This window comes from Flavobacterium salmonis, assembly GCF_903819435.1.
Taxonomy (GTDB): Bacteria; Bacteroidota; Bacteroidia; order Flavobacteriales; family Flavobacteriaceae; genus Flavobacterium; species Flavobacterium chungangense.
Genome location: NZ_CAIJDP010000060.1, coordinates 494,484 through 508,936, shown reverse-complemented (window position 1 = coordinate 508,936; position 14,453 = coordinate 494,484). Strand labels below are relative to the sequence as shown.

Below are 14,453 nucleotides of genomic sequence, written 5' to 3'. Positions count from 1 at the left end.
TGAAAATACGGACCGTTTTTGTTAAAATTCTCTAAGTTGTACGTTATTAGGCAATTCTCCAATATTTTGTAATTTAATACCTGCAAGTTCCTGGGCTGTATTTATGCATTCCGGTAGTTCTTTCCCTTTTAGTTTGCTATACAAAAAGCCAGTCCAGAATGCATCACCGGCACCTGTAGTGTCTTTTATATTTTCGACTAAATTGGCTTTTTTAGTAATGATTCCTAATTTTGAATCAAATATCACTACTCCGTTTTTTCCTTTTGTTAAGCAAATAGTGGATGCACCCTGTTTCTGAAAATAATCAAAAATGTAATCGTCACTTTTGATTTCATTAAACCATCGAAAACAATCATCATCACTTAATTTCATTAACGGGTTTGTACTTAAATATTCTTTGATAATCTCTTTGGCCTCGGCTCTCTCAGGCCATATTTTGTCTGAATAATTAAGATCAATACTGGTTTGCAAACCCAGTTGATTTGCTTTTTTAGCTTTTTTCAAAATTGTTTCACGAGCCGGATTTTTACTGAGTGCAAAACAAGTGGTATGAAAAATTTTAGACTGTTGAAGTAAGCTATCCGGAAGCTGCGCTTCGGTTATATGATAATCTGCTTGCCTGTATGGAATAAATTCGGGTGTTTCATTTGATTTAGAGACAAAAATAACAGATGAAGACTGGTCATCAATTTTATGTATGCAGGTAGTGATAACCTGGTTTTCGTTTAATTTTTCTAACATGAAATGCCCTAATCCATCGTTGCCACAACTGGCGACTAAGGCTGTCTTTAATCCTAATTTTGAGCCATATATACTTACATTCGTGGGCGAACCACCTAAAAAACGGCCGTAATTTTCTGTTTTAGAAATAGGAGTGTTTAGTTCATAGCCAATAAAGTCAATGAGTAATTCTCCGATACATATAATGTCGATTGTCTTTTTCATTTTAAACAAGTAATTTGAAATTTGTCGTAATACCCTGATTTAACAAAACGGCTGCTGCTGCACTCCACGTACAAAATGGAACTCCATTTGGTTTTTCGGTTTGGGTATTAAAGTTTTCGTAAAAGCTAAAGTCCTCTTTTTGATTTGCTGTATTTATTGCGTTTAGAAGCTTTTTAGCTTCCTCTTTTTGTTCTTTGGCGAGTAATGCTAAACCATAAAATCCATTAACCATTGGCCAGCTGCCTCCGTTATGAAACTCATTGGGGTAATTTCTGAATTCATATTTGAAATTGTTTTTTAATAAATTCCAGTCGCTATCTGTTTCCTCAATAGGAGGCCAAAAGGCAGGGACTAATTTTAATGGTCTTTGATTTCTTATTTTCTCAGCATACTGAATTATTTTTTCCTGAAACGAAACCGGACCAATGTTTAAAAGCAACGCCAGTGCATTTGCAAATGCATCAAATTGTGTTTTGTATCCTGCCGGGGAAAAGGAACATGGCATGTAATCATCAAAGTGAAGTTCATAATAGGCTCTTTCATGGTATTTTTCTCCCTGAGAATTGGGGATAAAATTTATTTCAATTTGTTGTGTTATTTTTTCAATTTTAGAAGTGATTGCATTTTTTTTCACAAAATAATTATAGGATCTCAGTGCCCAAATACGCAACAGCTGATCGTATAAAACATAGCCGTCAGTAATGTACTCATCAGCCCAGTTTCCTGAAAGCGGAACATACATCAAGTGTTTGTTGTTGAATTCCCAGGCTTCCATCTGACTTAAACATTGCTCAATGTTTTTTTTGTGATTTTCAACAAAGGAAGGGTCTTTTTGGTAAAATGCATATTGACAAATTCCAATAATAAACCATGAGACAGCATCGACTCTTCCTGCTAAGCCACCGTAACTCACTTCGGTACTGTTGTCGTTTGTCATAACGTTAGAAGGTATCGTACCGTTGTCATGTTGGTTTTTTGCCAGTGTTTCCAGCGTTTTTCTGAAAGTTTCAATCAAGTTATTGTCTCCTGATGCTAAAGCAGCTAATCCGCAGATTACACCATCCCGTGCCCAGACTCTTTTGTAATTTGAAATGTTTTGCGCACTTGCTAAAAAACCTTCAGATGAGGAGGAATTGTGTAATAATTCAATTGCTTTTGTATAATTGCTATCAGTACTCATAATATTACTGTTTTTTTACTTTAATTAATAATGTACTTAGGGAGCCCAATAGTAATAATGTACCTGCAAAAGTTATGGCTAAACGGGGATCATTATTTAGAAAATATTTTAATACAAACCCAAAGGAAACATTTTGAATGATCATTGGAATTACAATCATCATGTTAATGATTCCCATATAAACTCCGTAGCGTTCTTTGGGAATATTGGAAACCACCATGAGATAAGGAATTCCCATCATGCTCGCCCAGGCAATCCCGTAACCAATTATTACTGCAAAAAATAGATACTGATTTTGAATGACCGGAAAGAATAAAAAAGAAATAGCTCCAAAAAGAAGACAAATAAAATGCACCATTTTAGGACTGTGCTTTTTTGCCAGTTTTGCCAAATAAAAAGCTACCGAAAAGGTTACAATAAATCCAAATGCACCAATCAATCCCATCCATTCTACAGCTTTTTCATAACCCATTTTATCAGATGGAGTAGTGTTCCAAACGGATAGCGCAATACTTTTTGAATTGTTTTGCCAAAAACACATTAAAGCATACCATTGGAATAAATACACTAAAAAGAGTTGCCACATTACTTTTGGCATTTCTAATACAGCATGATAGATATCGACAAAAGGTGAAAAGACATTCAACGGCTCTGATTTCATCTTTTCAATCTCTGCAGCAGTTGGCGGAATCTCTTTTGTTTTCTTCATACTCCACCAAATTGATGTTACTGAAAGCACTGCTCCTAAAAAGAAAGAGGCATAGATCCAGTTAGGTAATTGCCCCGTATAGCCAATAAAAATAATTGGGAAAAGAAATAGCGAAATGTAGGATAAAAATTGTCCAAACCCGGTAAAAAAACTTTGTGCCTGAAACCCGATTGGTTGCTGATCTTCATTGAGCGTGTCGGCTATAAAAGCACGATACGGTTCCATGGCGGTATTGTTACCAACATCTAAAATCCAAAGCAAACCAGCCGCCATCCATAATGAACTACTAAATGGAAAAAGAAATAAGGCAATGCTACAAATAATAGCACCAATAAAAAAATATGGTTTTCTGCGTCCCCATCTTGGATGCCAGGTTTTGTCGCTCATTGCTCCAATTATCGGTTGAATCAATAGTCCTGTTAGTGGTCCTGCTAAATTTAATAGCGGAATTTGATCTGGACTGGCGTGTAGAAAATCATAAATAGGATTTACGGCACTTTGTTGCAAACCAAAACTATATTGGATGCCAAAAAAGCCGACATTCATATTGATAATTTGCCAAAAATTAAGCTTGGGTTTAGAGAATGTCATGATTGCTTTTTTAAGTTTTAAAATCAATTCCTGTACGATAAAAGTACAGGAATTGTTAACCAACTAAATTTATGAACCAACTAATTAAAATTTGTATGATAGTGCCATTGAAATTGATCTTCCTGTCATTGATCTTGCTCTAACATAATTTACTGTGTTCTCAGTAATGTTTCCTTCTTCGGCTTCGGTAATCGCTAAGGTGTCTAAAAGGTTGTTTCCAGAAAGATTTAATGATAATCCTTTTGCAATGCCTACTTCTACAAATCCATTTACAATTACAAATCCATTCATAACTAATTGATTTGAGTCTTGTGCATACGCTTTAGTTTGACCGATGAAACTTAAACCAAGTGTGTTTTTATTATCCATGAATTTATAAGTTGGTAAAAAACTGTACATTAATTTAGGTTGTCTTCTTGGTTGATTACCATTGTTATCACCTGAAGTAATTTCTGCTTTTGTGTACGTTAATGAACCTCTTACATCTAAATTATCAGTAACATTATAAGCAGTTTCTAACTCTACACCCATAGATTTGTAATTGTTTTTAATGATACTGTTTGAAGTTGCTTCAAAACCACCTTGTTCATCTGTTTTAGAATGAAATGCTGTAGCATAAACATATCCTTTGTCGAATTTTTGTTTGAACCCAATTTCTGCCTGAGTTAAAAAGTCTAAAGCATTGATTTTATTTCCGTCTAAATAATCTAATCCACTAAATAAAATTCTGTCCGCTTTAGCTGAAGCACCTCTGCTTATTCTGGCAAATACAGATTGTCTGCTTGCTAAAAGTAAGTTTGCTCCTAAAGTATAAGAATAATAATCGTAATCATAGTTTACAGCTGTTGGATTAGCATTGTCAATTGCAAATACATTTTGTTCCGGTACAGAAATTTCACCATCATTATTAATATCATAAGTAGTAGAGACACCTCCTGCAAATGAACCTGTTACTTTTCCTTTGTCATAACGTAAACCTCCTTCAAATGATAAATTTTCAGTTGCATCAACAGATATATTAACATAAGGGGCAGAAACATTGTATTGCGTATCATAATTTCGGGCTAAATTCCCCCAGGCAGGTGTTCCATAAGCATATAATCCATTTTCAGATAAAGAATTTCCGCCAGCATCATTAACATTAATTAAACGAGGGTTATCATCTGAAACTTCTTGAAGGTAGGAATTCCATAACCATGACATAGATACATTTTGCATGGATTTAAAGAGACCGGCTGTAATGCCTATTTTATCGAATTTTTTCGTCAAACGGAGATCGTTCATGAAATTCCCCATATTGTTTAATTGAGTGTCAAACATGTGAATTCTTGCTACTAAACCATTTGGATTGTTAAAAGCAGCTCCATTATCAGCATAGCTTAAAGTTGATCCAGCTCCAAAAGATGCTGCAATAGAAGATGCTGTTCCTAACTCGGCTGGGAAAGGAGCAATAAATCCGCCTGAATTAGATGAGAATCTAATGTTATCGGTAATTTTCCAATTGTTTTCTAAATTAAAGGAAACATTTGCACCAATTGATTTTGAAACAGGATGCATTCCGTTAGACACAGCTTCTCTGCGCACATTTCCGTCAGGTCCCAACCCAACACTATGAGTCAAATAAATAGATTGTAAGGCACCAGTTGTAGCATCATAGCCATCAACACTTTTCCAATTTGGGTCAGCATTTGTGCCTGAAACAGCTACTGGCATAGGCATATAAGCTACGGCTCTGTCATTTAAGAATTTAGCATAGACTGTAATAGAACCATTCTCAAATTCTTTAGTAATGTTGAATTTTACTTGGCCTCCATTATTGCTGTTGAATCCTGTTTTTCTTACTCCTTCACCAGTTCTGAAAAAACCACCTACATGAAAATACAATCCGTCTCCAATTTTTGATCCATAATCTAAATCGGTTCTAAAATTTCCGTAGTCTAATCCAAATGATGTACTAATGTTACCTCCTTCAGTTTTACCAGTTTTACTGATAAAGTTGATAATTCCACCTGGTGAATTTGAAGATAAAGTAGATGCTGATCCACCACGAATGGCTTCAATTTTAGCTATGTTTCCGTCAAATCGTGTAAAGATATCTGCTGTTGCAAATGCAATATCACCAAATAATAATACTGGAAGTCCATCTTCTTGAAGTTGTAGATATTTAGAACCACCTGAAGAAATTGGCACACCACGTACAGAGATATTTGAATTTCCTTCACCTCCAGAAGATTCAGAACGAATACCAGGAATGGTTCTGAAGATCTCAGCAGTTGATCTTGGTGCTGATTGTGTAATCTGCTCTGTTCCTAGGGTAGTGATTGAAACGCTGGATTTGATTTTGGTTTTAGGGTTTACTACTCCAGTAACTACTACATCGTCTAAAACATTTGCATCTTCAACTAATGAAATGTTTTGAATAGTATTGCCATTTATTTGAATGGTCATTTCAGTTGTTTTGTATCCGATGTAAGTAGCAATAATAGTTACTGTTTCGTTTCTTAGATTTGTAAAAACATATTTTCCATCAAAGTCTGTAGCGGTTGCTTTGTCAGAATTTTTTATTGTAATATTTACTCCCGGAATTCCAGCTCCTGTTGCATCAGTAACAGTTCCTGATAAAGTTGAATTTTGAGAAAAAGTGATGTTAAATAGTAATAATGTTATAATTATTCCTATTTTTTTAAATAATGAATTTTTTGTTTTCATGTTGGTTTATTTGTTTAGTTAGTAATTTATTTAGTCATTTTTTATCAAATGTATATTTTATCATAAAAAATAAAATTCTTTTTTTGTACGAAAACGTTTTCGATTTTTCCGAAAACGTTTTCGATTTGACTAGTTTTTTTTTGCGATATTTGTTTAATGAGAGAAACTACTTTAAAAGAAATAGCTTCAGCTTTAGGTATATCTATTACCACTGTTTCGAAAGCATTAAAAAATTATCCAGATGTTAGTGATAAAACTAAGAAAGCTGTTGTTGCTTTGGCTAAAGAGCTTGATTATACGCCCAATAGTTTTGCCGTGAATTTGAGGACTAAAGAATCAAAAACAATTGGTCTTATTATACCTGAAGTAGTACATCATTTTTTTTCAGGCGTTGTAAATGGTATTATTGCTGAAGCGGAGAAAAATGGTTATTTGGTAATTATTCTTCAGTCTAATGAATCTTTAGAATTAGAAAAAAAGCAAGTAGCACTTTTGATTAATAAAAGAGTAGATGGGATTCTCATGTCGCTTTCTAATGAATCTAATGACGATGTTCATATCAAAGATATTCTTAAAAAAGAAATTCCTTTTGTCCAGTTTGATAAAATTTCTAAATTGATCCCTAGTTCAAAAGTTATTATTAATGACCAAAAAGCAGCTATGGATGCGGTGCAGCATTTAATTGACATGGGGTGCAAAAGAATTGCTCATATTCGGGGGCTTGAAAATCCTCAAAATGCTATTGATCGTTTTTTGGGGTACAAAAAAGCTTTAGAAAAAAATGGAATTTCTTTTGATCCTGCATTGGTTTATCCTTGTCAAAGCATCACTTTTGAGCAAGGTGTTGAATTTGCTAAACAAATTCTAGAAGAAGAAGACAAGGGGATTGATGGGATTTTTGTTATTACAGATTTGGTTGCAGTAGGTGTTTTGGCGCATTTTAATGAGAAAGGTATTCAAGTGCCCAATCAATTTGCGGTAATTGGTTTTAGTAATTGGTTTGTATCGCAGGTAATTACCCCAAAATTAAGTACTGTTGATCAACCCAATTATGAGATGGGAGTAGAGGCTTTTAATTTGTTATTGGAAGAGATAGTTTGTCGTAAAGAGGTGAGAGTGTTTGAGCCCAAGACAGTTGAGCTAAAAACAACGGTTGTTGTGCGAGAATCTACGATGAAAAATAAATGATAAAAAAAAAGAGCGATTTGAAAATTTCCAAATCGCTCTTTTGTATTTTAAAATATTTTAGATTAACCTAAAGTAACTCTTTTGAAACCTGTAATTTCAACATTGAATCCTTTAACATAATCACCAACTTTTTTACTGTCATCTTTGATGAAGTTTTGATCCAATAAAGCTTTCTCTTGATCTAAAGTAGTATTGTCAGAGATGAAACGTTGAACTTTTCCTGGAATAATTTTATCCCAAATTTGTTCTGGTTTACCTTCAGCTTTTAATTCAGCTTTAGCATCTTCTTCAGCTTGTTTTAAAACTTCTTCAGTTAATTGAGAGAAAGAAATATATTTAGGAACATTTTTTAAAGTTTTTCCTAAACGTTTTGCTTCTTCATTATCCTTTTCGATTACAGCAATACGAGCAGCAAGTTCAGATTCAACGAAAGCAGGATCAAAATCTTTGTAAGATAATGTATCAGCTCCCATAGAAGCAACTTGCATAGAAACATCTTTAGTTAAAACGTCTGCGTTAGGAATTGCAGCAGAAATTGCAGTTAAAGCAGCAATTTTGTTAACGTGAACATAAGATCCAACGAAAGCACCTTCTAAAATTTCAAAACCACCGATTTCGATTTTTTCACCGATAACACCAGTTTGCTCGATTAATTTCTCAGCAACAGTAATTCCGTTGAAGTCTGAAGCTAAAAATTCTTCTTTAGTAGAGAAGTTAATAGCTCTTTCAACTAAATCTTTAGCTAAAGTTACGAAAGCTTCGTTTTTACCTACGAAATCTGTCTCACAGTTTAAAGTGATGATAGCTCCTTTAGTTTTGTCATCATTAACAAAAGAAACAGCAGCTCCTTCAGAAGACTCACGGTCAGAACGGTTAGCAGCAACTTTTTGTCCTTTTTCTCTAAGAACTTGTATAGCTTTATCGAAATCTCCATCAGCTTCAACTAAAGCTTTTTTACAGTCCATCATTCCGGCACCTGTAGATTGTCTTAATTTATTTACGTCTGCAGCAGTAATTGTTGCCATAATATTTTGAATTTTAATGTTAAAAGTAAAAATTCCATTTTCTAAATCCCAGACTCCAATTTTATTAAATTATCAACATAACGTTTTTAATTTTGTATTTGGAATTTGGAATTTAAAATTTGGAATTTAAAATTTGATTTATTCTTCAGTTGCTGGTGCAGTCTCTACAGCAGGAGCAGCTTCAGCAGCAACTTCTTCTGTAAATACTTCAGTTTCTTTTTCAGAACCTCTGTCAGAAAGACCTTCGATTACGGCAGCAGTTACTAAAGATAAAATTTTGTCAATTGATTTAGAAGCATCATCATTTGCTGGAATTACGTAATCAACCTCTCTTGGGTCAGAATTCGTATCAACCATTGCGAAAACTGGAATGTTTAATTTTTGTGCTTCTTTTATTGCGATGTGTTCAGCTTTGATATCTACTACGAACAATGCAGCTGGTAGTCTTGACATGTCAGCGATTGAACCTAAGTTTTTTTCTAATTTAGCACGAAGACGATCAACTTGTAAACGCTCTTTTTTAGAAAGTGTCATGAAAGTACCATCTTTCTTCATTTTATCAATAGAAGACATTTTTTTAACTGCCTTTCTGATAGTTACAAAGTTAGTTAGCATTCCACCAGGCCATCTTTCAGTGATGTAAGGCATGTTTGCAGCCTTTGCTTTTTCAGCAACGATGTCTTTTGCTTGTTTTTTGGTAGCTACGAATAAGATTTTTCTACCTGATGCAGCGATTTTTTTCAAAGCTTCATTAGCTTCTTCAATTTTTGCTGCAGTTTTATATAGATTGATAATGTGAATACCATTACGCTCCATATAAATGTAAGGGGCCATGTTTGGATCCCATTTTCTAGTCATGTGTCCAAAGTGAACACCTGCTTCTAGTAAGTCTTTTACTTCTATTTTGTTTGCCATTTTTGTACTAGTTTACGTTCTGTTGATTAGCAATGCATAAATGGCGGTTTCCCAGGCTTTATACATTTAGATGCTAAACTATTTCCTACCTCGATAGGAGAGCAACAACAACTGTGTTTTTTAATTTCAATAAATAATTGATCATGTCTTGTCCTAATTGAACAAGACAGGTAATATTAACGTTTAGAGAATTGGAATCTCTTACGAGCTTTCTTCTGACCGAATTTCTTACGTTCAACCATTCTTGGATCTCTTGTTAATAAACCTTCTGGTTTTAAGATAGCTCTGTTTTCAGCATTTACTTCACACATAACGCGTGCTAATGCCATTCTTACAGCTTCTGCCTGACCAGTTGAACCACCTCCGTAAACGTTTACTTTTACGTCAAAGTTACTTGCGTTTTCTGTCATAGAAAGCGGTTGTAAAACTTTGTACTGTAAAGTTGCAGTAGGAAAGTAAGTTGCGAATTCTTTTTTGTTTACAGTGATTTGTCCTGTTCCTTCAGAAACATAAACACGTGCAACAGCGGTTTTTCTTCTACCGATTTTGTGAATAACTCCCATTACTTAAGATCGTTAAGGTTAACAGTTCTAGGTTTTTGAGCTCCGTGAGTATGCTCAGCACCTACAACAACATTTAGATTTCTAAAAAGTTCAGCTCCTAATTTGTTTTTAGGTAACATTCCTTTTACAGCTTTTTCTACTAATAATGCAGGGTTTTTAGATTGCAATACTTTAGCAGTTAAAGTTCTTTGTCCTCCTGGGTAACCTGTATGACGCATGTAAATTTTGTCATTCATTTTTGTACCTGTAAGGTTAATTTTTTCTGAGTTGATAACAATTACGTTATCTCCACAGTCAACGTGTGGTGTGTAACTTGGCTTGTACTTACCTCTTAAGATCATCGCAACCTTTGAAGCAAGACGTCCTAAGTTATGACCATCAGCGTCAACAACAATCCACTCTTTAGTTACAGTGCCTTTGTTTGCTGAAACTGTTTTGTAGCTTAATGCGTCCATAATATTATTTTAATTAAACATTCCATCCCCAATAAAGGGGATGCAAAAGTACAATTAATTATTTTAAATCCAAATACCTGAAAAGATTATTTTATCTACTGAAAATCAGGGGGTCAGTTTTGAAATTAAAACGATAAAAATATTGATTATAATATTTATGTTTAGATGAGCTAATTTTTTTATTTTTTTTAAAAATGTTTATCAGGTTAAAGTTTTTATGAAGTAAAGTTTAGAGCAGCCTAATTGTTTTGTATGTTAGTTTTGGGAAAGACCTTGATAATTTTAATAAGTGGTAGGGCTTTTTTGTTTTATTTTAGGCAATTCTATTATATTTGTATTAATTACATAAAAATTCAATCGAATGAAAGCTAAAGCAACTCTAAAACAAATAGCAAAAGAACTTGGTGTTTCTGTATCGACAGTTTCTAAGGCATTAAATGATAGTCCTGAAATTAGTGAGCAAACAAAGGTTAAAATTAAGGAGTATGCTAAACTCAAAAATTATAAGCCTAATGTTATTGGTTTGAACTTAAAGAATCGTAAGACCAAAACAATTGGTGTAATTATACCTAATATTTTAAACTCTTTTTTTGCAAAAGTTTTTAGTGGTATTGAAAAAGTAGCTGATAAAAAAGGATATAATGTAATTACTTGTATTTCAAATGAATCATTAGAGAAGGAGATTCATACGCTTGAAATGCTGAGCAATGGAACTATTGACGGATTCATTCTTTCTGTTTCGCAAGAGGCACAAAATTTAGAAGAGTATAGTCATTTTTCTGAAATCATTAATGACGGAACTCCAATTGTAATGTTTGATCGAATTGCTGACGGGGTTGAATGTGATAAAGTTGTGGTTGATGATTTTGATTCAGCTTTAAATTCTACGAAGCATTTAATTAATTTAGGATGTAAAAATATAGCCTTGATTTCTTCGGTAGACAATTTGAGTGTAGGAAAACTGAGGGCTGATGGGTATTTAAAAGCCTTAAAGGATAATAATATTCCGGTAAACGAAAAGATAATTCTTCGTACTAATTCAGAAGATGATATGAAAAGTAAAATTGAAGCGATTTTTGATCATAAAATTGACGGAATTTTTGCTTTGGATGAAAATGATTCAGTTGCTGCTTTAAGAGTAAGTTTGAAAAAAGGGTATAAAGTGCCTGAAGATATTTCGATAATTGGTTTTGCAGACGGAATTTTGGCATCAAGGCGTTTATCTCCAAGTTTAACAACAGTTAGTCAGCACGGAATTGAAATTGGAGAAGTTGCGGCTAAACGATTAATTTCAAGACTTGAAGAAAGTGAAGGAGAGACTTCTGATTATGAAACAATTGTTATTAAAACAAAATTGAAAGAAAGAGAGTCGACCAGAAAATCTAAATAAAAAAAGAAAACCATTTTAATTTTAAAATGGTTTTCTTTTTTTATTTGTTTTTTAAATTTTAAATGTTATAACAGGTCTTGCTGCATGATTTACCAAGCCTTCGCTAATACTGCCGTTAAAGAAGTGAGCGAAGCCTGTTCTTCCATGTGTACACATTCCGATAATGTCTGCATTAATGCTATTTGAAAAATTAATAATTCCTTTTTCAATATTGGTGTCATTATATATGTGAGTCGAATAATTAGTAAGGTTAAATTCGTTTACAAAATCTTTCATCGCTTTTTCAATAATATGAGTTGGTTTGAAGCTATTTGGTGTGCAAATAGTAACTAAGTATATTTTTGAATCAAAGAATTCTGTGAAGTTTAATAGTTTTTTAAAAGGTTTTTTGGATTCTTCTGTGAAATCTGAAGCAAAAACAATAGTAGATGCGTTAAAATTTGAAATATCTTTTTTAATAACCAAAACGGGAATATCAGAATTTCGAACTACTTTTTCAGTATTAGATCCAATTAGTAATTCCTCAACACCTGAAGAACCATGTGATCCCATTATGATTAAATCAATGTCGTTTTCTTTGCTGACTTGAGAAATTCCATGGAATGTTTTGTCAATTTTTAAGATTTCAGTTACAGTAAGGCCTTGAAGATAAGGTTTTTCAGTAATTTTATCCAACATCTCATTGGCTTTTCTCATAAATAACATTGTTTCGGGAATACTTGCTCCGCCGGTAATTGCGTCATTCATTTGGCTTGGTAATTCCAACATATGAAGCAGGATGATTTCTGAATTGTGTTTGTGTGCTATTTGTGCTGCAACTTTTAAGGCGTCTTCTGCATGTTCTGAGAAGTCAGTAGGGACTAAAATTCGTTTCATAATTTTTTGAGGTTAAATTATTGAATAATCCGTTATTTAATGCTCTTATAAAGATAAGGAATATTATTAGACCAATCTAATTATTTGATTTATAAAAAAAACACTATATTTGCACCGTTATTTATTAAAATCTAAATAATGAGGGGACTAAGTGTCCCCTCTTTTTATAAAATTATGACATTTAAAGAAAAAGTAAACACATTAATTACAGAGGCTCTTTTAGAAAAGCCATCAGTCTTTTTGATTGATTTAAGTATTTCTGATTCTTTTAAAATTAGTGTAGGTTTAGATGGGGATAATGGAGTAGCACTTCAGGATTGTATCGATATTAGTCGTGCAATTGAGAATAATCTGGATCGTGAAGAACAGGATTTTTCTCTTGAAGTTGCATCTGTTGGAGTAGGTTCGCCATTGAAATTTACAAGACAATATATAAAAAATATTGGTAGAACATTGATTGTTACTACAAATAGTGAAAAAATTGAAGCAGAATTAGTAGAAGCTAACGATGTTTTTATAATTTTGTCTTGGGAAGCAAGAGAACCGAAAAAAGTAGGAAAAGGAAAAGAAACAGTTCAAAAAGAGCAACAAATACCTTATACAGAAATTAAAGAGGCAATTGTTACAGTAACATTTTAATTAAAGAATTCGCATGGAAAATTTAGCATTAATCGATTCATTCTCAGAGTTTAAAGATAATAAACTTATTGATCGTGTAACGCTTATGGCAATTTTAGAAGACGTGTTTAGAAATGCACTAAAGAAAAAATACGGTTCTGATGATAACTTTGATATCATTATAAATCCTGACAAAGGAGATATGGAGATATGGAGAAGAAGAGTAATTGTTGCTGACGAAGATCTTGATTTTGAAAATGAAGAAATTACTTTGACTGAAGCAAGAATGATTGAAGCGGATTTTGAAATTGGAGAAGAAGTTTCTGAAGAAGTTAAATTAATTGATTTAGGAAGAAGAGCTATTTTGGCTTTGCGTCAAAACTTAATATCTAAAATTCACGAACACGATAATACTAATCTTTACAAGCAATTTAAAGATATTATTGGTGATATTTATACTGCAGAAGTGCATCACGTACGTCCTAGAGTAGTTATCTTAGTTGATGATGAAGGAAATGAAATTGTGCTTCCAAAGGAAAAACAAATTCCATCTGACTTTTTCCGTAAAGGAGATAACGTTCGTGGAATCATTGAAAGCGTTGAATTAAAAGGTAATAAACCTCAAATTATTATGTCTAGAACTTCTGAGAAGTTTTTAGAAAAATTATTTGAACAAGAAATTCCGGAAGTGTTCGACGGATTGATTACAGTTAAAAATGTAGTTCGTATTCCTGGTGAAAAAGCAAAAGTAGCGGTAGATTCTTATGATGACAGAATCGATCCGGTTGGAGCTTGTGTTGGTATGAAGGGATCTCGTATTCATGGAATTGTTCGTGAGTTAGGAAACGAAAACATTGATGTAATTAACTACACAAATAATATTCAATTGTTCATTACAAGAGCATTGAGTCCTGCTAAAGTTTCTTCGATCAAAATTGATGAAGAAAACAAAAGAGCTGAAGTTTTCTTGAAATTAGAAGAAGTTTCTAAAGCAATTGGTAGAGGAGGTCATAATATTAAATTGGCGGGTCAGTTAACGGGTTACGAATTAGATGTAATTCGTGAAGGAGATGTTGCCGGTGCAACTGCAGATGAAGATGATGTTGAATTAACAGAGTTTTCAGATGAAATTGAAGGTTGGGTAATAGAAGAATTTGCTAAAATAGGTTTAGATACTGCAAAAAGTATTTTAAAACAAGAAGTAGAAGATTTAGTAAGGAGAACAGATTTAGAAGAGGAAACAATTCTTGATGTTATGAAAATACTAAAAGAAGAGTTTGATAGCTAGT

At 33.2% G+C, this 14,453-nt stretch carries 13 protein-coding genes; 4 read left to right on the top strand and 9 right to left on the bottom strand.

The features are described from left to right. Positions 1-21: 21 nt before the first annotated feature. The 4 genes from FLACHUCJ7_RS06965 to FLACHUCJ7_RS06950 all read right to left on the bottom strand — a co-directional run bounded on the left by FLACHUCJ7_RS06965 (position 22) and on the right by FLACHUCJ7_RS06950 (position 6,134). Entirely contained in the window at positions 22-945 is a 924-nt protein-coding gene (locus FLACHUCJ7_RS06965; RefSeq protein WP_180908394.1) for a carbohydrate kinase family protein, read from the bottom strand. 1 nt (position 946) lies between these two features. Continuing rightward, positions 947-2,125 carry a glycoside hydrolase 100 family protein gene (locus FLACHUCJ7_RS06960; RefSeq protein ID WP_078227233.1) on the bottom strand — a complete coding sequence of 393 codons (1,179 nt, stop codon included), beginning with the start codon at positions 2,123-2,125 and terminating at the stop codon, positions 947-949. A 4-nt stretch (positions 2,126-2,129) separates the two neighbouring features. Continuing rightward, the gene (locus FLACHUCJ7_RS06955) at positions 2,130-3,425 is read right to left on the bottom strand and encodes an MFS transporter (protein ID WP_180908393.1); all 1,296 of its coding nucleotides are present in this window, start codon (positions 3,423-3,425) and stop codon (positions 2,130-2,132) included. Between the two features lie 84 nt (positions 3,426-3,509). Continuing rightward, positions 3,510-6,134, bottom strand: a complete 2,625-nt coding sequence (locus tag FLACHUCJ7_RS06950; protein WP_180908392.1) for a TonB-dependent receptor domain-containing protein — start codon at positions 6,132-6,134, stop codon at positions 3,510-3,512. A 156-nt stretch (positions 6,135-6,290) separates the two neighbouring features. Here FLACHUCJ7_RS06950 and FLACHUCJ7_RS06945 point away from each other — a divergent pair, with 156 nt between their 5' ends. Further along, positions 6,291-7,322, top strand: coding sequence for a LacI family DNA-binding transcriptional regulator (locus FLACHUCJ7_RS06945; protein WP_180908391.1), 1,032 nt, complete (start codon positions 6,291-6,293; stop codon positions 7,320-7,322). A 62-nt stretch (positions 7,323-7,384) separates the two neighbouring features. On the opposite strand, the gene tsf is transcribed toward FLACHUCJ7_RS06945, so the two are convergent. From tsf to rplM, 4 genes are all read right to left on the bottom strand, one after another. Beyond that, a complete protein-coding gene (gene tsf, locus FLACHUCJ7_RS06940) occupies positions 7,385-8,347 on the bottom strand; it encodes a translation elongation factor Ts (protein WP_078227243.1) in 963 nt (320 codons plus the stop codon). A 138-nt stretch (positions 8,348-8,485) separates the two neighbouring features. Next, positions 8,486-9,262, bottom strand: coding sequence for a 30S ribosomal protein S2 (rpsB, locus tag FLACHUCJ7_RS06935; RefSeq protein WP_180908390.1), 777 nt, complete (start codon positions 9,260-9,262; stop codon positions 8,486-8,488). Positions 9,263-9,438: 176 nt separating this feature from the next. Beyond that, positions 9,439-9,825 carry a 30S ribosomal protein S9 gene (gene rpsI / locus FLACHUCJ7_RS06930; RefSeq protein ID WP_078227245.1) on the bottom strand — a complete coding sequence of 129 codons (387 nt, stop codon included), beginning with the start codon at positions 9,823-9,825 and terminating at the stop codon, positions 9,439-9,441. Continuing rightward, positions 9,825-10,280 (bottom strand): 50S ribosomal protein L13, encoded by a 456-nt coding sequence (gene rplM, locus FLACHUCJ7_RS06925; RefSeq protein WP_031454410.1) that lies wholly within the window; start codon positions 10,278-10,280, stop codon positions 9,825-9,827. Before rplM ends, rpsI begins: the two co-directional genes overlap by 1 nt. Before the next feature lie 361 nt (positions 10,281-10,641). On the opposite strand from rplM, the gene FLACHUCJ7_RS06920 reads away from it, so the two are divergent. Beyond that, positions 10,642-11,670: a LacI family DNA-binding transcriptional regulator gene (locus FLACHUCJ7_RS06920; protein WP_180908389.1), complete on the top strand. Its 1,029-nt coding sequence runs from the start codon at positions 10,642-10,644 to the stop codon at positions 11,668-11,670. A gap of 51 nt (positions 11,671-11,721) precedes the next feature. Here FLACHUCJ7_RS06920 and FLACHUCJ7_RS06915 read toward each other — a convergent pair whose 3' ends face one another. Continuing rightward, positions 11,722-12,546 (bottom strand): universal stress protein, encoded by an 825-nt coding sequence (locus FLACHUCJ7_RS06915; RefSeq protein ID WP_180908388.1) that lies wholly within the window; start codon positions 12,544-12,546, stop codon positions 11,722-11,724. Between the two features lie 174 nt (positions 12,547-12,720). Here FLACHUCJ7_RS06915 and rimP point away from each other — a divergent pair, with 174 nt between their 5' ends. Both rimP and nusA read left to right on the top strand, forming a co-directional pair. Next, positions 12,721-13,185, top strand: coding sequence for a ribosome assembly cofactor RimP (gene rimP / locus FLACHUCJ7_RS06910; RefSeq protein ID WP_180908387.1), 465 nt, complete (start codon positions 12,721-12,723; stop codon positions 13,183-13,185). Positions 13,186-13,198: 13 nt separating this feature from the next. Next, entirely contained in the window at positions 13,199-14,452 is a 1,254-nt protein-coding gene (nusA, locus tag FLACHUCJ7_RS06905) for a transcription termination factor NusA (RefSeq protein WP_017498147.1), read from the top strand. Position 14,453 lies beyond the last annotated feature (1 nt).